The sequence below is a fragment of the Streptomyces sp. NPDC006283 genome (genome assembly GCF_040613325.1).
In the GTDB taxonomy this organism is placed as follows: Bacteria; Actinomycetota; Actinomycetes; order Streptomycetales; family Streptomycetaceae; genus Streptomyces.
In genome coordinates this window covers 52,805-74,692 of the sequence record NZ_JBEXRZ010000008.1, presented here as the reverse complement: position 1 = coordinate 74,692, position 21,888 = coordinate 52,805, and the positions used below count along the sequence as shown (strand labels likewise).

The following is a 21,888-nucleotide window of genomic DNA, read 5'->3' as shown; positions in this document are numbered from 1 at the left end:
CGTCATCAGCTACTACGGCTCCGACAAGGCCGCCTACAACGGCTTCTACGTCACCCGGTCCAGCCTCCTGCGCTCCCCGCGCGACCTGATCGGCAGCTCGAACCAGACCACCTTGCCCGTCGACAGTCGCGTCGCACCCCACCGGCGGGCGAGCCGGTTGACCAGGAACAGCCCTCGGCCGCCCTCGTCGGTGTCCCGCGCCCGACGCTGCCTGGGCAGCTGCGGCGAGTCGTCGCCGACCTCGCAGCGCAGCACGTCGGTGCGGAGCAGGCGCAGCGTCACCGGCCGCTCCGCGTACCGCACGGCATTGGTGACCACCTCGCTGACCAGCAGCTCCACCGAGTCGGAGAGGTCCTCCAGGCCCCAGCGGGCCAGCGCGCGCCGTGCCAGGCGCCGGGCGCGGCCGGGGGCGGCGTCCTCCGGCTCCAGGAACCAGTAGGCGACGTCGCTCGGGGCGATGCCGTCGAAGCGGGCGGCGAGGAGCGCGATGTCGTCGTCACGGTCGCCGGGGCCCAGCATGTCCAGCACGTCGTCGCAGAGCGCCTCCAGCGGCGGCGAGTGGTCGGGGCCGGTCAGCTGCGCGGTCGCGGCGAGGCGCTCCCGCAGCTGCTCGATGCCCGTCCACACGTCGCGCAGGCGCGACTCGACCAGCCCGTCGGTGTAGAGCAGCAGGGTCGCGCCGGCCGGGGCGTCCAGCTCCACGGCCTCGAAGTCCACCCCGCCGACGCCGATGGGCGCGCCGGGCGGCACGCGCAGCACCTCGGCCCGCCCGCCCAGGTGCAGCAGGATGGGCGGCGGATGTCCCGCGTTGGCGATGGTGATGCGGTGCGAGACCGGGTCGTACACCGCGTACAGGCAGGTCGCCATGCGGTCGGTGCCGAGGCGCTGGGCCTGCTCGTCCAGGTGGTGCAGCACCTCTTGGGGCGGCAGGTCGAGGCCGGCCAGGGTCTGCGCGGTGGTGCGCAGCTGGCCCATGATCGCGGCGGACGTCATGGAGTGGCCCATGACGTCGCCCACCACCAGCGCCACACGGCTGCCGGGCAGCGGGATCGCGTCGTACCAGTCGCCGCCGACGCGGGCGGTCTCCGCCGCCGGCAGGTACCGGGAGGCGAGCCGGACACCGGTCGGCTGCGGCAGGGAGTCGGGCAGCATCGTGCGCTGCAGTTCGTCGGCGATGTACGCCTCGCGCCCGTACAGCACGGCCTTGTCGATGCCGAGGGCCGTGTGGGTCGCCAGCTGGGCCGCGACCAGCAGGTCGTTCGGCTCGAAGGCGGGCCGGTCGGGGCGGCGCAGGAAGACGGCGGCGCCGATCACCCGGCGGCGGCCGCGCAGCGGGGCGAGTATCGCGCGGTGGCCGCTCGGCACGGAACGTCCGTCGCCGAGCAGTTCGGGCAGGGCGGCGCGGGCCGCGGCGGAGTCGCCGAAGACCGGCCGGACCCCGCGCAGCACCTCGGACAGCGCCCCTCCGGAGCGGACCTCGCACAGCTCGGCGGCCGGCGTGGGCTCGGTTCCCGCGTCCAGCAGCGGCATGGTCGTGACCAGGCCCTGGTCCGCGTCGTCAGCGCTTAAACGCAGCCTGTCGGTTCGGCGCAGCCGCAGCACGAACGGCGAGACGGGCCGCTCGTCGCCCACCGGCAGCGGGTCGCGCAGATAGACCAGGATCGCGTCGGAGAACGTGGGGACGGTGGCCCGGCACAGCCCGAGAACGATCTCGTCGAGGTCGATGCCGCGTGCGATCCGGCGCGTGGCGGCCCCCACGAAACGCAGCCGGTCGCCCTCGCGTCTCGCGGTCCCCGCGATGTCCTGGGCCTGCAGCTGCGCGGCGTGGACCTGTGGCTGCGTCTGGGGCTGCGGCTTCGGCGGCGGCCCGGCGGGCGCGGGCGAGGCCCCGGCCGCCTGCGCCCGCGGCCGGGTGCGTTCGTGCGACCGGGCAGCCAGGGGCTGCCGGCCTTCGTGGGAGGTGGGATGCTCCGTCACGCGTGGGATTCCGTCCATCCGGGCCGGTTGTGCGATGCAATCGCCTCGTGGGGCGGTATACCCGCTCTGGGGGTGACGTCGACAGGGTGGCGGGCTTCCGGCACAGCTCAACCCCCTGTTGTGACTGACTCGCGATGTCTCTCGCGAGACGCTCGATGACTGGACGCTCTGTGACTAAACGGACGACTTGCTGTCGGGCCCTGCGCTCCTGCTCCCTCGTACGGCGCAGCCTTGCGGACGACGATCCTACGTTTGCCCCCAGGGGGCGCATCAAGAGTCTCACGAGGTCGTATACGCCGGAGCGTGTTCCCGGCGGGATTCGGCCAGACCCTCCGGATCAGGCCGCACGCCGCGTCGGAAGCCGGTCCCAGTCGGCCGGAAGGGCAGGAACCTGCCACGTGGGGTCGGGGCGCCAGAGCTCCCAGCGGTCGCGGAACGGCGCACCCCAGGAGCGGATCACCTCGACCGCGGCCCGCCCCGCCTCCCGTACTCCCCGGGCCGTTTCCTCGTCCATCAGGCCGACGCGTTGTGCCTGGTCGAACTCGTCCTCGTCCCGCCACAGCCAACTGCGGTCGGGGTAGACGGAGATGTCGAGATAGTGGTCCTCGGAGTCGACACCGCCGGCCCAGCGCGTGTGGGGTTCCTCGAGGTTGACGTACCAGCTGCGGAAGTGCCAGGCGGGCTCCCAGAAGAGCCAGACCGACCAGGGCACCCCTGGCTGCGCGAGCTTGAGCACACCGTTGCCGGCCCAGCGGGTACGGGCAGTGGTGCGCGGCGCGGTGTAGCGGGTGGCCAGCGGCTCCTCGTGCAGCGGGGTGCCGTCGGCGAGCAACGGCTTCACGCACTCGGTGCCGGGAGCCATCCACACGGCGAGCAGCTCGTCGGTGTCCTGTACGACGGTCACTGGCCGGCAGATGTGGAAGGCGCGGCCGGCCGGACCCGCGGCATGGCCGCGATAGCGCCAGAGGATGTGATCCCCTGGCGCCCAGCGCCGAATACCCGTTGATCCTGTCATGCAAAGATCCTAGGCGGGGGACCGGACTCCCGCTGCAGCGCAGCTCACGTCCGGCTCAACGGGGCTTGCGGACCATGAGTGCTACGGTCACGCCGGTGTGCTGAACCGTCCCATTGGCCGCGAACTTCGCACGCAGGACCTTGGCTTGGCCGGCGGCGATCGAAGCGAGCGGATCGGGGACGTGGTCCTGCACCACCACCCAGACGCGGTTCTCGGCCCCCAGGCACCGCTCCGGGTCCGGGCAGTCCCTGGAGTAGAGATCGTCACGGTCGGCGGCTGTTGTCACCATGGTCTCGCGCAGCGTCATATCGCGGGGCAGGTAGTAGCGGACGCCTCCGCCGAGCATCCAGGCGTACCCTCTGCCGAAGACGACCGCGTCACCGGGGCGGTGGTACTTCGCGATGGTCCGGGCGGCCGCTTCGTAGTCCACCCGGTGGGGAACGTCGTGCTCGTACTGTTCCCGCATCTGCGCGTGGTCGGGGAGGGTGAACAGGCCGAGCACGGTCAGGGCGGCTACCGCGGCGACCCCGGACCGCGTCACCGACGCCAGGCCTGCACCGGCCAGAAGCGACCAGGCCGGCAGCGTGAACAGTGCGTACTGGTAGCGGAAGTAGGACACCTCCCCTTGGGACGCGACCCAGATCTCGAGGAACGGCAGGACGGCCAGGGCGGCGCACAGCAGCAGTGCCTCACGGCGCTCGTTCCGTGCCAGAACGGCGAGCGCGAACACGGCTCCGGCGCACAGGGCCGACGCGAACACCTGCGGCGCGATCTCGAGGAGGCTCCAGAGAGTCGGCTCGGGGACCCAGAACAGCTGCCGGTCGTCGTGCGACAGCCCCAGGACGATGACCGGCGTGGCGCAGGCCGTGCCGGCGGCGGCGGCCAGGCCGAACGACCAGAGCACCCACAGCCCGTGCCGTGCACGCGAGACGACGACGACGGCGTGCGCCAGCACGATGGTCAGGGCCACGAGGTGCAGCAGCCCGATGCACGCCAGACACAGGGCGTAGGCTCCCCACCGCCACAGGCTGCGGGGGACGTCCAGTGCGCGGAGCAGCAGCAGGGTCGCCAGGATCGCGACGAGGACGACCAGTGCGTATGCGCGGGACTCCTGACCGAACCGGCCCACGGCGGGAACGAGGGCGAACAGCAGTCCGGCGTACAGCCCGGCACGCGTGCCGAACAGCCGGCGGCCGGTCAGCGCCACGAGGCCGGCCGCCGCGGCCACGGCGAGTGCGGAGGGAGTGCGCATGGCGGCGGGCGAGTCCCCGAAGACGGTCATCCACACGTGCATGAAGAGGTAGTACGTGCCGTGCACCGCGTCGACGTTGTGCAAGGTGGCCATGATCTGACCGGTACTGCGACGAGCCACCTCCCATGTCGCCAGCTCGTCGTTCCCCATCACCGTGCTGTCGATCTTGTACATCGCTGCGGCAAGGGTGATCAGCGTCGGCCACAGCCACAGCGCGATCTGCCGTTTGACCGGCTGCTGTTGCGGCTCTGCGGGCGGGGCTTTGTCCGGCAGCTGAGCCGGGGGGGAGAGAATCGCCATGGAACAGCCATAGCCCGCCCGTCGAGGCCGGTGGGGGGAGCCACGAATGACTTCGCTCGTGATTCGCCCAATCGGTCCTGTCCGGTCCGGCTGCGCGCCGGACTACGGGTGGGTCATCCGCAGCACGTCCAGGGCCTGGTCCAGCTGCTCCAGCGTCAACTGGCCCCGCTCCACGTACCCCGACTCGAGCACCACCTCGCGGATCGTCTTCCGTTCTGCGAGTGACTTCTTGGCGACCTTGGCCGCCTCCTCGTACCCGATGTACTTGTTGAGCGGGGTGACGACCGACGGGGACGACTCCGCGTACTCGCGGGCCCGTTCGACATCGGCGGTGATGCCGTCGACCGTGCGGTCCGCCAGCAGGCGCGAGGCGTTGGCCAGCAGCCTGACCGACTCCAGCAGGTTCTTGGCGATCACCGGCAGCATGACGTTCAGTTCGAAGTTCCCGGCGGCGCCGGCCGCCGCGACGGTGGCGTCGTTGCCGGTGACCTGGGCGGCCACCATCAGCACCGCCTCGGGGATCACCGGGTTCACCTTGCCCGGCATGATGGACGAGCCGGGCTGGAGGTCCGGGAGGGCGATCTCGGCGAGCCCCGTGCGCGGCCCCGACGCCATCCAGCGCAGATCGTTGCAGATCTTGGTGAGCGAGACCCCGATCGTACGGAGCTGGCCCGAGGTCTCCACCAGGCCGTCGCGCGCGCCCTGCGCCTCGAAGTGGTCGCGGGCCTCGGTCAGCGGCAGCCCCGTCGCGCGCGCCACCTCGGCGATGACGGCCGCGGCGAAGCCGGGCGGGGTGTTGATGCCGGTCCCCACGGCGGTTCCGCCCAGGGGCAGTTCGGCGAGGCGCGGCAGCGAGGCCTTGAGCCGCTCGATCCCGTGCCGCACCTGCGCCGCGTAGCCGCCGAACTCCTGGCCGAGGGTGACGGGCGTGGCGTCCATCAGGTGCGTACGGCCGGACTTGACGACCGCGGCGAACTCGGTCGCCTTGCGTTCCAACGAGGCGGCCAGGTGGTCCAGCGCCGGGATCAGGTCGTGGATGACGGCCGCGGTCGCCGCGATGTGGATGGAGGAGGGGAACACGTCGTTGGACGACTGCGACGCGTTCACATGGTCGTTGGGGTGGACGTCCCGGCCGAGCCGTTCGGTCGCGAGCGTCGCGAGGACCTCGTTGGTGTTCATGTTGGACGAGGTACCGGACCCCGTCTGGAAGACGTCCACGGGGAAGTGCTCGTCCCAGCGGCCCTCCGCCACCTCCACGGCCGCGTCCGCGATCGCCCGCGCGATGTCCGCGTCGAGGACGCCCAGTTCGGCGTTGACCTGCGCAGCCGCGGCCTTGATACGGGCGAGGGCCTCGATGTGCGAGCGCTCCAGACGCCCACCCGACACGGGGAAGTTCTCCACCGCCCGCTGGGTCTGCGCCCGCCACTTCGCGTGGGCGGGAACCCGCACTTCTCCCATGGAGTCGTGCTCGGTCCGGTACTCGCTCGCATCGCTCATCTGTCGAACCTCCTGAAAAAGTTGAGCACTTGTCTTGTTCTGTCTATTCCCAACTGCGCTACCCGCCAGTAAATACCCCGAGTAACCACAACTCGGGGAGGCGCAATTGAAAGGCACCGGACCCAGACTTCGACTCCGCCGCACCTTCGCGGCCGCGGCCGCGTTGGCCACCGTCCTCGGTGGGCTCGCCGTGGCCACTCCCGCGGCCGCGGAGCCGGCCGGCTCCGCCACCGCACCGAAGGCCGCCGTACCCCTGTCGCCCGAACTCGAGGCGATCCGGGCGGCCGAGGCCACCGCGCTCTACGGCGACCCTGCCCAGCGTCCGCTCGACGACCGCAGGACAGGCCTGATCTCGCTCGGTGACAGCGAGATCTCCGGTGAGGGCGTCGGCACGTACGAGCCCGGCACCAACGGGCCCGACAACTGGTGTCACCGCTCGCCCGACGCCGCCATCCACCGCACCGGCATCGCGGCGGACGTCACCTACAACGTGTCCTGTTCAGGCGCCTCCACACCCAACATCCGCATCGGAGGCAGCAAGCAGCACGCCGACGAACTGGTCCAGAGCGACAATCTCGCCATCAAGGCACGCAACACCCGCATCAAGATGGTGCTGCTCGTCGCCGGCGCCAACGACGATCTCCAGTTCGGTCCCGTCATGACCGACTGCGTCACCCGCTACATCCTGTTCCAGGGCCCCTGCGCCCCCAAGTACGCCCCCGGCTGGCAGGCCCGCGTCGACGGTCTCGTCCCCAAGGTCGAACAGACCGTGCGCGACCTGCGCACCGTGATGCGCGACGCCGGATACCAGGACAGCGACTACAAGCTGGTCGTGATGGGCTACCCGAGCCCGATCGGACCCGACTTCCGCGACAACCCGAACTTCCCCGGCAAGCTGCTCTGCGGCGGGATGGGCTACGACTCCGACACGGTCTGGGGCCGCAACACCGCCGTCCCCGCCTTCGAACGCGGCATGCGCAAGGCCGCACGCGACACCGGGGCCGTGTACCTGGACAACTCCCGCCTCTTCCACGGCCACGAGGTCTGCTACCAGGACACCTGGGCCCGCGGCCTGTACGTCGACCTCGGCAATCCCTTCCCGCCGGACTCCAACTCGGTGCGCCAGTCCTTCCACCCCAACATCCGCGGCCACGCGGCCTTCGCCTCGTGCCTGACCCAGATCTACAACTCCCCGCTGCGCGAGGCGAGCTGCGCGGACGTCAACTCCACGGGTAAGCCGGCGCTCTTCCCGCACGCCTGGGACGACGTCTACAAGCCGCTGCGCAACGAGGCGACCGGCAACTGCATGGACGTCAACGGCGCCGCGAGCGCGAACGGCACCGGCGTGGTCGGCTGGGACTGCCACAGCGGCCGCAACCAGAACTGGTGGCACGACTCCGCGCGCGGAACCGTCCACACGGAGCTGTCCCAGGACCGCTGCCTGGACGTCCCCGCCGGCGACTACCGCGTGGGCACGGCCCTGACCGTCTACGACTGCCACGGCGGCGCGAACCAGAAGTTCGTCCGCGACGGAGCCACGATCCGGCCGTCGTCCGCGACGGGCGTCTGCCTGACCCAAGGCGCGGCGCACGAGCCCGTCCGTCTCCGGGCGTGCGACGGCTCCGCGAACCAGCGCTTCGCCTGACCGGGCCGTACGGCACCGCGCACGGGGCTACGCCTCCGGCGCGGTGCCGTTCTTTCCGGCGTCGGGGCTGACGAAGGAGCCCTTGCCGGGCACCGTGAAGATCAGACCGCGTTCGCGCAGCTCGCGCATGGCGCGGCGCGCCGTCAGCACTGCGATGCCGTACTCGTCGGCGAGACGGGCGGGTGTGGGAATCATGCGGTCCGGCGCGTACTCGCCGCTGGCGATCTTCGCTGCGATCACGTCTGCGAGCTGCATGTACAGCGGACGTCCCGACTCCGGGTCAAGGCTCATGATGCAACGCTAGATAGTCGTACAAGGACACGTTTGGGTGGCTCTAGCTACAGCGTGATGCATCACAGTGCATCACGCCATACGGTGACGGAGTACAGAAACCCCGGCGAGGTGGCTAGACCTCCCGGGGCACGGTCACCAAGTAGGAGTTGATGACGTGCGGAACCTTATCGCGCGCGCACTGAGCCGGGTCCTGATCCCGGTCGTTCTCCCTCTTCTGATGCTCACGCTGCCCGCCACCGGCAGGCACCGCGAGACGCCGTCCCGGCAGACCCGCCCCGCATCCCGGCCCGGGCCCCTTCGCGTTCCCGCCCGGCGGCGGTCCCCCTACGCCCGGGAGCAGGCGACATTTCTCGACGGTGCCCGCTCGCCGCTCGTCCGACCGTACCTCGCGGACCACTCCCGTGCGGCCGCGCAGCGCAGGCGGCGGCGGGCGTTGTGGCTGGCCACCGTCGGGGTGGACATCGACCACCGCGACATCCACGCCGTCGGCGCCGCCCGGTGAGCCGGGGAGCGTCGGGCCGCTGTGGGGCGAGGCGGTCCGTGTTCGCCGTCGCCGCCGTGGTCCGACCGGTGTGTGCCGGGTCGGTCTGCATCCTGCCCGAGGGGCACGAAGGTCCGCACCACGACCGGGCCGGGGACGCTTGGTGGGTGACACCCGAGATCGCCGACGCGGTGAGCGTGTCCCTGCTGGCCCACGCGCTGGCGGAGGCATTCGGGCGGCGGCTGGGGGAGCAGCAGTGAGCGGCGAGGCGGTGTCCGGGCCTGCCTTCCGGTCGCCGCGCTGCATCGTGGGGCGCCACGACCGCTGCCGGGATCACGTGACGCCCGACAGCGGCGTACCCGGCGTGCGGCTCCTGGTGTGCGACTGCCCCTGCCATGCCCCCGGCCGGGTCGCTGCGGACGGGGACAGCAAGGACGGGGACAGCAAGTAAAGAGGGAGAGCCCCCGGTGGGGGGCTCTCCCGTTCAGGTCGGCTACGCGAGCCCCGGCCCGCGCACCGGGATCGACGTGAACGTCGGGGCCGGCGCCGGCTCCGTGAAGAAGTCGTTGCCCTTGTCGTCGACGACGATGAACGCCGGGAAGTCCTCGACCTCGATCTTCCAGACCGCTTCCATGCCGAGCTCCTCGTACTCGACGACCTCGACCTTCTTGATGCAGTCCTGCGCGAGGCGAGCGGCCGGGCCGCCGATCGAGCCGAGGTAGAAGCCGCCGTGCGTGCCGCACGCGTCGGTCACCTGCTTCGAGCGGTTGCCCTTCGCCAGCATGATCTTGGAGCCGCCGGCCGCCTGGAACTGCTCGACGTAGGAGTCCATCCGGCCGGCCGTGGTCGGGCCGAAGGAGCCGGACGCATAGCCTTCCGGCGTCTTGGCCGGGCCGGCGTAGTAGACCGGGTGGTCCTTCAGGTACTGCGGCATCTCCTCGCCGGCGTCCAGCCGCTCCTTGATCTTGGCGTGCGCGATGTCGCGGGCCACGACCAGCGGGCCGGTCAGCGAGAGCCGGGTCTTGACCGGGTACTTGGAAAGCTCGGCCAGCATCTCGTCCATCGGCCGGTTGAGGTCGATGCGCACGACGTCACCGGACTCGTCCGAGAGGTGCTCGTCCGTGGTGTCCGGCAGGAAGCGCGCAGGGTCGGTCTCGAGCTGCTCCAGGAAGACGCCCTCGGCCGTGATCTTCGCGACGGCCTGGCGGTCGGCCGAGCAGGAGACGGCGATGGCGACGGGCAGCGAGGCGCCGTGCCGCGGCAGCCGCACCACGCGGACGTCGTGGCAGAAGTACTTGCCGCCGAACTGGGCGCCGATACCGATCTTCTGGGTCAGTTCGAAGACCTTCTTCTCCAGCTCCTCGTCGCGGAAGCCGTGGCCGAGCTCCGAACCCTCGGAGGGCAGCTCGTCCAGGTAGTGCGCGGAGGCGTACTTCGCGGTCTTCAGGGCGAACTCGGCGCTGGTGCCGCCGACGACGATCGCCAGGTGGTACGGCGGGCAGGCGGCCGTACCGAGCGAGCGGATCTTCTCCTCCAGGAACTTCATCATGCTCGCCTCGTTGAGGACGGCCTTCGTCTCCTGGTAGAGGAAGGACTTGTTGGCGCTGCCGCCGCCCTTGGCCATGAAGAGGAACTTGTAGGCGCCGCCGTCGGTCGCATAGAGCTCGATCTGCGCCGGGAGGTTGGAGCCGGTGTTCTTCTCCTCCCACATGGTGAGGGGGGCCATCTGCGAGTACCGGAGGTTCAGCTTCGTGTACGCGTCGTAGATGCCGCGAGACAGCGCTTCCTCGTCGCCGCCCTCGGTGAGGACGTTCTGGCCTCGCTTGCCCATGACGATCGCCGTGCCGGTGTCCTGGCACATCGGGAGCACACCGGCGGCGGCGATGTTCGCGTTCTTCAGCAGGTCCAGCGCGACGAACTTGTCGTTGGACGACGCCTCGGGGTCGTCGATGATCCGCCGCAGCTGCGCCAGGTGGGCGGGCCGGAGGTAGTGCTGGATGTCGTGGATCGCCTCGGCGGCGAGCTTGCGCAGGGCCTCGGGCTCGACCTTGAGGAAGGTGCGTCCGTCGGCCTCGAAGGTGGAGACACCTTCGGCGGTCACCAGCCGGTACGGCGTGGTGTCCTCGCCCAGCGGGAGCAGATCCGTATACACGAACTCCGGCATTTCGCCCATTCCTCACTTCACAGACAGCAGCGTGCCTCCGTTGGCAGCGCCATCCAGCGTAAGACTCCCGCGCGGCCCGGATCCTGTGAGGTAAGGCTCACTTCCCGGACCGGGCCGCGCGGGAGCGCGGAGCGCCTCTGCGCCCCGTGCGCTACGGGGTGACCGTCGCCGTCAGCCGGAACGGATTCGCGAAGGACGGGGACGTACGACGGGACTCGACGACCAGCTCCCACACGCCGGCCGCCGGCGCCTCGTAGGTGCGGGTGGCCGGGTCGCAGCCGTTGCCGTCGTGGTAGTTCGCGTAGCAGGACAGGGAGCCCGGCGCTGCGTCCTCACCGGTGGTCCCGGTCGGCGTGAAGGCCCACCAGCGGGTCTGGCTGCCCTCGGTGAGACCGTCCAAGGAGACCGTCAGCGACTTCGTGCCCTCGGGCACGGCGACGCTGTAGTGAACCGTGCCGTTCCGGTGGGTGACGCCCCGCACCTCGTACGGCTCGCCCGCGGTCAGCTGTGCCGCCGCCTCCACCGCCAGCATCGCCGACTGCTCGACCGCCTTCGTCGCCGGGTTGTCGATCCGCAGGATCGCGCTGTGCACTCCCGCGGCGCGCGGTGCGGCGGTCACCTTCACCACCGTCGGCTCGTTCAGCGGGAGCCGCACAACGCGGGGCGCGGAGAACGTCCGCTCGTCACCCTCCACGGTGAGCAGGTAGGGGACGGCTCGGTCGGGGCCCGTGGTGCGGGTCACCGTCACGTCGTACGTGCGCGTCTCGCCGGCCCCCTGGCCGCCGCTGCCCGGGGCGCAGCTGTTGAAGACCCCGCTGCCGGTGTGCGGGGTGACCAGATCACCGGAGAGCGGGGTGCACACCGGGGCGCTGACCGTCACTTCCTCGACGGCCGTGGTGCCGCGGGAGAGGTACTTCCAGGCACCGGCCACCTCCAGTGCGCCGCGGCCCTGGGCGACGGCCGGCACCTTGTCGTTGTAGCGGGCCGAGGAGTAGAGCGCACTGCGCAGCTTGGCCGGGCTCGCGCTCACGCCGCGCTGCTTCGCGCCCGACAGCAGCAGCGCCGCGGCGCCGGTTGCCTGGGGTGACGCCATCGACGTGCCGTTCATCATCGAGTACCCGACGGGCAGCGTGTAGCCGGTCTCGGCGACGGAGGCGTTCGGCAGCCACGCCGGCACGGTCGACACGGCCGCGCCGGGCGCCGTCAGGTCGGGCTTGAAACCGCCGTCCTCCCGCGGCCCCCGCGAGGAGAACGGGAAGATGCCGCGCTCGTCCCGTACTTCGGAGCCGTAGTTCGCCCACCAGGTCGCCCGGGAGACGGAGGCGCCGACGCTGACGACCTTGTCGGCGGCGGTCGGGTCGCCGACCGTGTTCACGCCGGCACCCGAGTTGCCGGCGGATATGAACATCTGGACCCCGGACTCGTCGATCAGCCGGTTGTAGACCAGGGCGCGGGCGCTCTGCCCGTCGTTGAACGCGGGCGACGCGCCGATCGACATGTTGATCACGTCGACGTCGTACTTCGTGGCGAGGTCGATCATGCCGTCGGTCAGCGCGGCGCTCGAGCAGCCGAAGCTGTGGCAGGCACGCATGGACACCAGCCGGGCGCCGGGTGCCTGGCCGTCCATCCGGCCGCCGAACATGCCGTTGGCCGCCGTGATGCCCGCGACGTGCGTGCCGTGCGCCTCGGTGATGAGGTTCACGTTGACGCTGACCGTGTTCGGGAAGAAGTCGTTCCTGACCTCGACCGTGAACGGGATCCGCTCGTCGGCCGTGGTCTTCGGGTCGTCGGTCCCGAAGCGGGCGATCTGCCGCTTCTCCTTGTAGGGGCGGAGCAGCTCCTCGTCGGTGAAGTCGTGGTCCTGGTCGGTGTCGACCCACACCGCGCCGTCCGACTCCCGCACGAGCGTCGGGACGACCGTCGAACCCTGCGGCAGCTGGATCGGCCGCAGCCCGATGCGCAGGTCGGCGGAGTCGGGAGCCCGCCATGTCTCGCCGTGCACCGTGTCGGTGAAGACCGGCCCGGCCACCTTCGACGTCGCCGTCATGTTCTGCCAGGTGGGGTCGAAGAGCAGGTCGATGAAGTCCCGCGGGTTCGTCCCGACCGCGGTGTCGACGAGCTTGCGCTCGCCGGTGGTGGTCCTCGCCAGCGCCGGGTGCGTCGGGTCGACGCCGGTGTCCATGATGCCGATGGTGACCCCGCGGCCGTCGTAGGTCCGGTGGTCCTCCTTGAACTCCACCGAACCCGTCTCCCGGGTCGGCATGTAGGCGTTGCTGTCGGGCGTGCGGGCGGAAGGGGCGTCCGGCAGCCGGCTGCCGGTGGCCGCTGTGGCCGCGGTGCCCGCCGCCCCGTCGGCACGGGTTTCGTCGAGCGTCAGCAACTCGTCCACGTCGACGGCGACGACGTCGTCGATCGCCACGACCCGGTCCACCATGCCGAACGGCACGTTGGCCTTGATGTAACCGACGGCCGACTCGGTACGGGTGGCCTCGACCCCGAGGTCCGCGAGCGCACGCTCGGCCTCGTCGGTCCGCCCCTCCCGCACGGCGATCAGCAGGGTGGCGAAGTCCGGGACAGCGCGGTCCGCGTTCTTCATGGTGGTGCGGGCGGCGTGCTGCTTGCGGTACTTCGCGAGCAGCGCGCGGTCGTGGCTGCCGAGTTTGTCGGCCGTGGCGCTTCCGGAGGGTGTCGTGGCGGCGGTTCTCTGTCCGGCCGCGGCAGGGGTGGCCTGCGCGGGCAGAGCGGTCAGTGCGAGACTCCCGGCGGCGAGTACCGCGGTCGCGATCGCGACGGCACTGCGCCCGGCTCTGTGGCCGGAGGCGGTTGAGCGAGGACGGGACATGATCATCCTTCAGCACTCGGGGCTGTGAACGGCCGCCACGTTGGCATGCGGTGACACTGCTTCATCAGCCCTTGCGGCTGTCGGTTTGACGTCCTGTCGCAAATGCGACACTCCGCTCCCGGCCCCGGTTCGCACGGTCGTCAGCGGCTCTGGGCAGCCCCCTTCTCCGCCTCGTCGGCGCGGGGCTCGATCCAGCCCAGCCGGGCGGCCTGCCAGCCCAGTTGAAGCCGCGTCTGCACCCCCGCGAGGGCGATCAGCCGTTGCACACGCCGCTGGACCGTGCGCATGCTCACCCCCCACTGCGAGGCGATGGACCGGTCGGTGCAGCCCGACAGCAGCAGCGAGAGCAGTCGTCGATCGGACGCCGTCAGCGGCCCGTCGGGCGCCGCCGGCAGCGCGGCGGGCACCGGCAGCGCCGTCGCCCACACCCGGTCGAAGAGCCAGTTGAGGGCCTCCAGCAGGATGCCGGTGCGCACGACGAGACCGACGGGCGCCCCGGGCGGCTGCCGGCGGGGGAGCGCCAGCGCGATGCGCCGGTCGGCGATGACCAGCTTCAGCGGGACCTCCGGAGTGACCCGCATCTCCTCCCCGAGCGCGGCCCATTCCTCCAGCAGCAGCGGGTTGTCCGCGCTGTCGACCTCGAGCGTCGCCCGCTCGTACGCGGCCCGGTAGCGGACCCCGGCCCGCAGTGCGTCCCGCTGTCCGGTGTTGTCCGACGCGCTCACCACCACCGCGGGACCGGCCACCAGGCTGGACACCTCCCGGGCGCCGCGCTGGATCTGGCGGTAGCGTTCGGCGATCGACGCCGCCCCTTCCAGCACCTCGACCGGCTCGGCGCCCGAGCCGCCCTGCCCGAGGGCGCGGTGCTCGGCGGCGAGCCGTTCGACCGCAAGCTGCACGCGGCGGAACTCGTCCAGCCGTTGAAGCACCATCAGGTTGAGCGTCACATCGGGCGGCGCGGCGTGATAGGCGCTCGGCCGGCCAGGAGGCCGGGACACGAGCCCGTCCGTCTCCAGCAGGGAGAGCGCCCGTGTCACCGCGTCCACGTCCAGGCCGGTCCGTGCCGACACGGCCGCCGCGTCTGCTGCCGGAGCCCGCAGCAGACAGACATAGACCTGTTCCTGCGCGGCGTCGAGTCCCAGACTCTCGAGCATCACCCTCCTCGCGACCCGCGTTCGAGCACCGGCACGGTACGGCCGGCGCCCGCTCGATCGAGGCCGCCGACCGTCACCACCGGCTGGGGCGCCGGTGCGCCCCAGCCGGACACTGCCAGAAGCCCGCCTGCAGAAAACTCCGGCGCGACGGCGGGTTTCCGCCTGGCCGGTTCTCGCCAAGGGGAGGTGCGCCGCCGGCGAGAACCGGCAGCGGCGACATGACGACCGCGCGGCAGGCCTGGTCGCGATCTATCGCGTTTCGCTAGGCTGGTGACGTGGACCTCGAGAAGCAGCCTCAGAAGCCGGCCGCACCCCTGGATCCGGCCGGCGCCATCCGTGCCTCCGATGCCGACCGCGACCGGATCGCGGACATCCTCAGGGACGCCCTGGCCGAGGGGCGGCTGGACGCCGAGGAGCACTCGGAGCGCATCGACGCCGTCTACCGGGCCAAGACGGTGGGCGAGCTCGAGCCGATCGTGAGCGACCTGCCCGCCGCGGGCCGCCGGTCCGACACCGCGGCCCTGCACGCCTACGACGACGACGCGCCCGCCGGCCCGGCGGAGAACCTGATCGCGGTCTTCTCCAGCTCGACGCGCAAGGGCCGGTGGCGCGTCGGCCGCAGGACCAACGCCTTCTCGCTGTTCGGCAACATCGAGATCGATCTCACCGAGGCGCTCTACGGACAGCGGCTCTCGGTCATCAACGCGACCTCCATTTTCGGCAACGTCGAGGTGCGCGTACCGGAGAACATCTCGCTGCGCGGCAGCGGGACCGGCTTCTTCGGGAACTTCGAGGTCGTGACGCTGGAGGCCGCCGATCCCGAGGCACCCGTGGTCGTCGTCAACGGCTACTCGGTTTTCGGCAATGTCGAGGCCAAGCCGAAGCGCGGCCGGCGCATCTCCGATCTGCACGACCGCTTGCGCAAACACCTGGGGTGACGGCCCTGCCCGGGGGCGCTTTTCCGCCGCGAGCGCCGATGCGCAATTCCGTGCGTCGGAACTCAGTGCCACTCAGTGCATAGGCGTGCGCACAGCGGGTAGGGACTGCTGCATCGTCTCTCGCTCGCGAATCCCGTCGTCAGGAGTAGACCGTGCTGCAACTGCCGCATCAGTCCTTGCAGGTGGCCGCCGTTCCGCACCAGCGCATTCCTGCCCGGGAGGACCAGGCAGGCCCCTGGCACGCGGAGGCGGTGTGCCGCCGTGACGAGGCGGGCCTGTTCTTCGCCCCCTCCAAGGAGCCGACGGCCGAGCGTCTGTCGCGTGAGGAGTCGGCCAAGCGGGTCTGCGCCCGCTGCCCGGTGATGGTCGAGTGCCGCGAGCACGCGCTGCTCCAGCCCGAGCCGTACGGAGTGTGGGGCGGCCTCACCGCCGCCGAGCGCCGCGTGGTGCTGGCCCGCCGCAGGCGCCGCGAGGTGGAGCTCAAGAAGTCCGCGTCGGCGGCCTGATACCGACCACGCACGGAAACGGGGCGCCCCCGCACAAGGGCGCCCCTTCCGTTTGCCGCACTGCGCGGCGATGCCTGCTTCCTGCCCTGCTTCGCCTACTTCGCGCGGTCGAAGTCGATCTGGCTGTAGGCCCGGAGCTTCGACAGCCGGTGCGTGGAGTCGATCTGCCGGATCGTGCCCGACTTGGAGCGCATCACCAGGGACTGGGTGGTCGCCGTCTCCGCGCGGTAGCGGACGCCGCGCAGCAGCTCGCCGTCCGTGATTCCGGTGGCGACGAAGAAGACGTTCTCGCCGGAGACCAGGTCGTTCGTGCTCAGCACGCGGTCCAGGTCGTGGCCCGCGTCGAGGGCGCGCTGCCGCTCCGCGTCGTCCTTCGGCCAGAGCTTGCCCTGGATGACACCGCCCAGGCACTTGATCGCGCAGGCCGAGATGATGCCCTCGGGGGTGCCGCCGACGCCCAGCAGCAGATCGACGCCGGTGCCCTCCTTGACCGCCATGATCGAGCCGGCGACGTCGCCGTCCGAGATGAACTTGATGCGCGCGCCGGTCTCGCGGATCTCCTTGACGATCCCCTCGTGCCGGGGGCGGTCCAGGATGACGACCGTGACGTCCTCGGGCGAGGAGTGCTTGGCCTTGGCGACCCGCCGGATGTTGACGGAGACGGGGGCGTTGATGTCGACGTAGTCGGCGGCCTCCGGCCCGGTGACCAGCTTGTCCATGTAGAAGACGGCGGACGGGTCGAACATGGTGCCGCGGTCGGCGGCGGCCAGGACGGCGATGGCGTTGGGCATGCCCTTGGCCGTCAGCGTGGTCCCGTCGATCGGGTCGACGGCGATGTCGCACTCGGCGCCGGTTCCGTCACCGATCCGCTCGCCGTTGAACAGCATCGGGGCCTCGTCCTTCTCGCCCTCACCGATGACGACGACGCCGTTCATCGAGACGGTCGAGACGAGCGTACGCATGGCCTTGACCGCGGCGCCGTCGGCGCCGTTCTTCTCACCACGGCCGACCCAGCGGCCCGCGGCCATGGCGGCGGCCTCGGTGACGCGGACGAGTTCGAGGGCGAGGTTGCGGTCGGGGGCCTCGGGGGAGACCTCGAGCGGGGACGGCAGATGATGCTCGGTCATCGGAGCGCACCTTTCTGTACGACGACGGCCGTAATAAGAGGGTGGGGCGACTCTATCGGTACGTCGACAAATTGAGCAGAGGGGGCCACGTATGAGCATGACCGGCGGATGCGAACATGGTGGGCGTGGCAGGTATGCGAGGCAAGCAGACGATCCGGAACATGTTCCAGTCCCTGGCGGTGATCGGCGTGGTCGTGGCGGGCATCTACACGCTCGTTCCGCACGACGAGAACGCCGACCCGATCAGGACGAAGGACTACCGCGTGGAACTCCTGACGGCACAGCGGGCCGCACCGTATCCGGTGGCCGTGCCGGAGGGGCTGGGCAAGGAGTGGCGGGCGACCTCGGTCACGTTCCGGCGCGAGCAGGCCCACGCGTGGCACCTCGGCTTCCTCGACCCAAGTGATCAGTACGTGGCGATCGAGCAGTCCACCGCGAAGCCCGCCGACAAGTACGTCCGCAAGGTCACCCACCAGGCGGCCAGGACGGAGCAGACCCGCCAGGTGGCGGGTGAGGCCTGGCAGGTGTGGAAGGGCCCCAAGTACAACGCCCTGGTGCTGACGGCCGACGGCGCGACGACGGTGATCACCGGCACGGCGACGCAGGACCGGCTGGCGGAGATGGCCGAGTCGCTCACGTCGCAGGAGCCCGGTGCTGCGGCGTCGGCGACCCCGTCGGTGAAGCCGTCCGCTTCCTGACCCCTGGCCGGCTCCGCCGGTTCCTGACCCCGGCCGGAAGGTCCCGGCCGGGCCCTGACCCCCGGCCGGTGAAGCCCTCCGCCGGCTTTCTCGGCTCTCTTCCGTCATGCGCGCGACTCCGGCGTACCTGCCGCCCGGGGGAGCGTCGGAAGTACGGCGAAGGCCGCCGCGCCCTTTCGGGTGCGGCGGCCTTTCGCGTGGGCGCGTGGGCGCGTGGGCGCCTGGGCGCGCGGCGCTCAGACGGTGGTGACGACCTCGTCGTACGACAGGCGCGGGGAGCGCGGGAACCAGGCGTCGTCGCCGGGCTTGCCGATGTTGACGACCATCAGCGGAGCGTGGTCGTCATCCAGGAACTCCTTCTGGATGCCGGCGGCGTCGTAGCCCGTCATCGGGCCGGCGGCCAGACCGGCGGCGCGGACGCCGACGATGAAGTACGCGGCCTGCAGGGCGGCGTTCAGGCCGGCGGCCTGCTCGCGGACCGGGCGCTCGCTGAAGAACATGTCCTTGGCCTGGGGGAAGTGCGGCAGCAGGGCCGGGAGCTCCTGGTGGAACTCGTTGTCGGCGGCCAGGATCGCGACCAGCGGCGCGGAGGCGGTCTTGGCCTGGTTGCCCTCGGCCATGTGACCGACGAGGCGCTCGCGGGCCTCGGCGGAGCGGACGAGCACGACGCGCAGCGGGGACTGGTTGAAAGCGGTCGGGCCGTACTTGACCAGGTCGTAGATCGCCTGAACCTGCTCCTCGGTCACCGGCTCGTCGGTGAACGTGTTGGCGGTGCGGGCCTCACGGAAGAGGAGGTCCTGGGCGGTGGGGTCAAGAACGAGGGACATCAGACGAGCCTTCCGTAGTGCAAAGGGGGTCGGTGCTATGAGCAACGACTTCACCGTACGACGGTTTAGGTTAACGTTCAACTAAATCCGTCCCTCGGTGATCCGACTCACAGTCCCGCCCATTACGCCGATCCCCGCCCGGCTCGCCTACGCGTCGTCCTCGGCCTCGTCCTGCGCCTCCGGCTTCGCCAGCGCCGCGTCCAGCCGCGCGCGTGCCCCCTCGAGCCAGTGACGGCACACCTTCGCCAGCTCCTCGCCGCGCTCCCACAGCGCCAGCGACTCCTCCAGCGTCGTGCCGCCCGCCTCCAGGCGTCGTACGACCTCGATCAGCTCGTCCCGGGCCTGCTCGTAACCGAGCGCGGCCTCTTCCGTCTTGGCAGCCATGCATTCCACCCTATGTAGGAGATACGACAACAAAACCGGCGATCGCCATGGGCGTCACTCGGCGACCCGCACCGCGAACTCGCCCTCCGCGACCCGCGCCCGCAGCCCCTCTCCGGCATCGACCTCGTCCGGGGAGCGCACCACCGTCCCGTCGGCGCGCTGCAGCACCGCGTACCCGCGCTCCAGCGTCGCCGCCGGAGAGAGCGAGACCACGCGCGCCCGGGTGTGCGCCAGCTCCGAGTCGGCCCGGTCCAGCAGATGCCCCAGCACCCGCCGGCTCCGGGCCACCAGCGCGTCCACCTCCGCCTCGCGCTCCTCGACCATCCGCTGCGGATGCTCCATGCACGGCCGGGCCAGCGCGTGGGCGAGGCCCCGCTCCTCCCGGTCCAGCAGGCCCTGGACGGTCCGCAGTGCCCGGTCCCGCAGCTGCCGCACCCGGTCCAGCTCCTCGCCCACGTCGGGCACGACCTTCTTCGCGGCGTCCGTCGGCGTCGAGGCGCGCAGATCGGCGACCAGGTCCAGCAGCGGGGAGTCCGGCTCGTGCCCGATCGCCGACACCACCGGCGTCGCGCACGCCGAGACCGCCCGCACCAACTGCTCGTCCGAGAACGGCAATAGGTCCTCCACGCTGCCGCCGCCGCGCGCCACGATGATCACGTCGACGTCGTCCAGCTCGTCCAGCTCCTTGACGGCCTGGACGACCTGCGCCACGGCGTGCACGCCCTGCACCGCCACGTTCCGCACCTCGAAGCGGACGTGCGGCCAGCGCCTGCGCGCGTTCTCCAGCACGTCGCGCTCGGCCGCGGACGCCCGCCCGCACACCAGGCCCACCCGGTGCGGCAGGAACGGCAGCGGCTTCTTGCGCTCCGGCGCGAACAGCCCCTCAGCGCCGAGCGTCCGCTTCAACTGCTCCAGCCTGGCGAGCAGTTCACCGATGCCCACCGGCCTTATCTCCACCGCCCGCAGCGACAGCTGCCCCCGGGGCGCGTACCACTCCGGTTTGGCGTGGACCACCACCCGGGCGCCCTCCGCCACCACGTCGGCGACCGCGTCGAAGACCTGCCGGAAGCAGGTGACGCTCACGGAGATGTCGTACGACGGATCGCGCAGCGTCATGAAGACGACGCCGGCGCCCGGCCGGCGCGACAGCTGAGTGATCTGCCCCTCCACCCAGACGACCCCGAGCCGATCGATCCAGCCACCGATGAGCCGTGACACCTCGCCGACCGGCAGAGGGGATTCCGGGGACGTGTTGAGAGCCATACGGGCGAGCGTAACGGCCACATCCGACAACCCGGCCACGGCGCGAAGCCACCATGGCCGGCCCGGCTTCCACCGATCCGCTGCCGGCCTGACTCCTACCGATCCGCGCCCGGCAGTCCGTCGCGCCGCCCCCACTGCACCGCCAGCACAATCAGCCCCACCCCCAGCCACACCACGCCCACCATCTGCGCCGACCCCGCCGCCTCCACGATCACCGCGAGGAGCACGCCCATGCCCAGCACCGGCACCACCAGATGCCGCAGCCTGTCGGGCGTGCCGCCCATCCGGCGGACCACGAACCAGCCGATCACGCTCGCGTGCAGCAGCACGAACGCGCTGAGCGCGCCGATGTCGACCACCGAGACCAGATGGTCCAGGCCGTCGTCCCGCTGCGCCGCCCACACCGCCGCGATCATGGTCACCGTCGCCGCCAGCAGCAGCGCGAGCCGCGGCACGCCCGAGTCCGTGCGGGCCAGTACGTGGGGCAGCCGCCGGTCCCGCGCCATCGCGAACAGCAGCCGCCCGGCTGCCGCCTGACCGGCCAGCGCCGCGAACGCCGCTCCGACCGCCTTGCTCGCCGCCACGAGGTCGTGCAGCCACGTGCCGACGGACGCGTCGACGGCGTCGTAGAACGCCGAGCCCTGCCGAGCCGGTTCCGCGGCCAGCTGCGCGGAGGGGACCGGCTCCAGCAGTGCCACCAGATATGTCTGCGCCACGAACAGCACGCCCGCCAGCGCCAGACAGAACAGCACCGCCCGAGCCACCTGCCGCGAACCGCCGGTCACCTCCTCGGCGAACGAGGCGATCGCGTCGAAACCGAGGTACGACAGCACCGCCACGGACACCGCGCCGAGCACCGCCGCCGTCGAGAAGCCGCTGTCACCGGTCAGCGGCGTCAGCCAGCCCCGCTGGGCCCCGTCCCGTGCCAGCACCGTGATCGCGGACACCAGGAACACCAGCAGCACCACGATCTCCATCGCGAGCACCGCGAAGCCGACCCGGGCCGCCGCCCGCACGCCCCACAGGTTCAGCAGCGTCGTCACCACGACCGCGATCCCGGTCCACACCCACCGGTCGACCTGCGGAACCAGGGCCTCCATCGCGATACCGGAAAAGAGATAGGCGACGGCGGGGATCAGCAGGTAGTCGAGCATCGCCATCCACCCGGCGACGAACCCGGGCCCCTCACCGAGCCCTTTGCGCGCGTAGGCGAACACCGAACCGGCCTGCGGCGCGACCCGCACCATCTGCGCATAGCTCGAAGCGGTGAAGGCCATGGCGATCGTGGCAACGAGGTAGACGAGGGCGACAGCACCGCCCGACTTGGCGTCGAGCGTCCCGAACACTCCGACCGGCGCCATGGGCGCGATGAACAGCAGCCCGTAGACGACGAGATCACGGAAGCCGAGCGTGCGCCGCAGCCCGGTGTGGTCCCCCACCCCCTCGCGGCGGCGGTCCTGGGCGGCGGCTCGCCTCACTGCGTCCTCCCTCGCTCGCGTAGCGCCCAGTCTGCTGCCGGTGGCT

At 71.1% G+C, this 21,888-nt stretch carries 18 protein-coding genes; 5 read left to right on the top strand and 13 right to left on the bottom strand.

The window, feature by feature from the left end:
* Positions 1-45 precede the first annotated feature (45 nt).
* From ABZ070_RS03625 to ABZ070_RS03610, 4 genes are all read right to left on the bottom strand, one after another.
* Positions 46-1,977, bottom strand: a complete 1,932-nt coding sequence (locus ABZ070_RS03625; RefSeq protein ID WP_356629500.1) for a SpoIIE family protein phosphatase — start codon at positions 1,975-1,977, stop codon at positions 46-48.
* A gap of 337 nt (positions 1,978-2,314) precedes the next feature.
* Entirely contained in the window at positions 2,315-2,992 is a 678-nt protein-coding gene (locus tag ABZ070_RS03620) for a DUF402 domain-containing protein (protein WP_356629498.1), read from the bottom strand.
* 55 nt (positions 2,993-3,047) lie between these two features.
* Positions 3,048-4,544 (bottom strand): glycosyltransferase family 39 protein, encoded by a 1,497-nt coding sequence (locus tag ABZ070_RS03615; RefSeq protein WP_356629496.1) that lies wholly within the window; start codon positions 4,542-4,544, stop codon positions 3,048-3,050.
* A 102-nt stretch (positions 4,545-4,646) separates the two neighbouring features.
* On the bottom strand, positions 4,647-6,041 hold the full coding sequence (locus tag ABZ070_RS03610; protein WP_356629494.1) for a class II fumarate hydratase: 1,395 nt from the start codon (positions 6,039-6,041) through the stop codon (positions 4,647-4,649).
* Between the two features lie 106 nt (positions 6,042-6,147).
* Between ABZ070_RS03610 and ABZ070_RS03605 the strand changes: the two genes are divergently transcribed.
* Complete coding sequence (locus ABZ070_RS03605; protein WP_356629492.1) at positions 6,148-7,686, top strand: ricin-type beta-trefoil lectin domain protein; 1,539 nt, start codon at positions 6,148-6,150, stop codon at positions 7,684-7,686.
* Between the two features lie 27 nt (positions 7,687-7,713).
* Here ABZ070_RS03605 and ABZ070_RS03600 read toward each other — a convergent pair whose 3' ends face one another.
* Entirely contained in the window at positions 7,714-7,977 is a 264-nt protein-coding gene (locus ABZ070_RS03600; protein ID WP_356629490.1) for a winged helix-turn-helix domain-containing protein, read from the bottom strand.
* A 157-nt stretch (positions 7,978-8,134) separates the two neighbouring features.
* Between ABZ070_RS03600 and ABZ070_RS03595 the strand changes: the two genes are divergently transcribed.
* Positions 8,135-8,482, top strand: coding sequence for a hypothetical protein (locus ABZ070_RS03595; RefSeq protein WP_356629488.1), 348 nt, complete (start codon positions 8,135-8,137; stop codon positions 8,480-8,482).
* Positions 8,483-8,954: 472 nt separating this feature from the next.
* Here ABZ070_RS03595 and ABZ070_RS03590 read toward each other — a convergent pair whose 3' ends face one another.
* The 3 genes from ABZ070_RS03590 to ABZ070_RS03580 form a co-directional block, all read right to left on the bottom strand.
* Positions 8,955-10,634, bottom strand: a complete 1,680-nt coding sequence (locus ABZ070_RS03590; RefSeq protein ID WP_356629486.1) for a fumarate hydratase — start codon at positions 10,632-10,634, stop codon at positions 8,955-8,957.
* Between the two features lie 142 nt (positions 10,635-10,776).
* Positions 10,777-13,467, bottom strand: a complete 2,691-nt coding sequence (locus tag ABZ070_RS03585) for a S8 family serine peptidase (RefSeq protein WP_356629484.1) — start codon at positions 13,465-13,467, stop codon at positions 10,777-10,779.
* 140 nt (positions 13,468-13,607) lie between these two features.
* The gene (locus ABZ070_RS03580) at positions 13,608-14,621 is read right to left on the bottom strand and encodes a helix-turn-helix domain-containing protein (RefSeq protein ID WP_356629482.1); all 1,014 of its coding nucleotides are present in this window, start codon (positions 14,619-14,621) and stop codon (positions 13,608-13,610) included.
* 275 nt (positions 14,622-14,896) lie between these two features.
* Here ABZ070_RS03580 and ABZ070_RS03575 point away from each other — a divergent pair, with 275 nt between their 5' ends.
* Both ABZ070_RS03575 and ABZ070_RS03570 read left to right on the top strand, forming a co-directional pair.
* The gene (locus tag ABZ070_RS03575; RefSeq protein WP_356629480.1) at positions 14,897-15,559 is read left to right on the top strand and encodes a DUF1707 domain-containing protein; all 663 of its coding nucleotides are present in this window, start codon (positions 14,897-14,899) and stop codon (positions 15,557-15,559) included.
* 152 nt (positions 15,560-15,711) lie between these two features.
* Entirely contained in the window at positions 15,712-16,065 is a 354-nt protein-coding gene (locus tag ABZ070_RS03570; RefSeq protein WP_356629478.1) for a WhiB family transcriptional regulator, read from the top strand.
* 95 nt (positions 16,066-16,160) lie between these two features.
* Here the strand turns inward: ABZ070_RS03570 and glpX are convergent, their stop codons facing one another.
* A complete protein-coding gene (glpX, locus tag ABZ070_RS03565) occupies positions 16,161-17,192 on the bottom strand; it encodes a class II fructose-bisphosphatase (protein ID WP_356629476.1) in 1,032 nt (343 codons plus the stop codon).
* Between the two features lie 134 nt (positions 17,193-17,326).
* On the opposite strand from glpX, the gene ABZ070_RS03560 reads away from it, so the two are divergent.
* Positions 17,327-17,890 (top strand): DUF4245 domain-containing protein, encoded by a 564-nt coding sequence (locus tag ABZ070_RS03560; RefSeq protein WP_356629502.1) that lies wholly within the window; start codon positions 17,327-17,329, stop codon positions 17,888-17,890.
* 236 nt (positions 17,891-18,126) lie between these two features.
* Here ABZ070_RS03560 and ABZ070_RS03555 read toward each other — a convergent pair whose 3' ends face one another.
* From ABZ070_RS03555 to ABZ070_RS03540, 4 genes are all read right to left on the bottom strand, one after another.
* A complete protein-coding gene (locus ABZ070_RS03555; protein ID WP_356629474.1) occupies positions 18,127-18,717 on the bottom strand; it encodes a malonic semialdehyde reductase in 591 nt (196 codons plus the stop codon).
* A gap of 147 nt (positions 18,718-18,864) precedes the next feature.
* Positions 18,865-19,101, bottom strand: a complete 237-nt coding sequence (locus ABZ070_RS03550; RefSeq protein ID WP_356629472.1) for an exodeoxyribonuclease VII small subunit — start codon at positions 19,099-19,101, stop codon at positions 18,865-18,867.
* A 54-nt stretch (positions 19,102-19,155) separates the two neighbouring features.
* Positions 19,156-20,364, bottom strand: coding sequence for an exodeoxyribonuclease VII large subunit (gene xseA, locus ABZ070_RS03545; protein WP_356629470.1), 1,209 nt, complete (start codon positions 20,362-20,364; stop codon positions 19,156-19,158).
* Positions 20,365-20,459: 95 nt separating this feature from the next.
* Positions 20,460-21,842: an APC family permease gene (locus ABZ070_RS03540; protein ID WP_356629468.1), complete on the bottom strand. Its 1,383-nt coding sequence runs from the start codon at positions 21,840-21,842 to the stop codon at positions 20,460-20,462.
* Positions 21,843-21,888 lie beyond the last annotated feature (46 nt).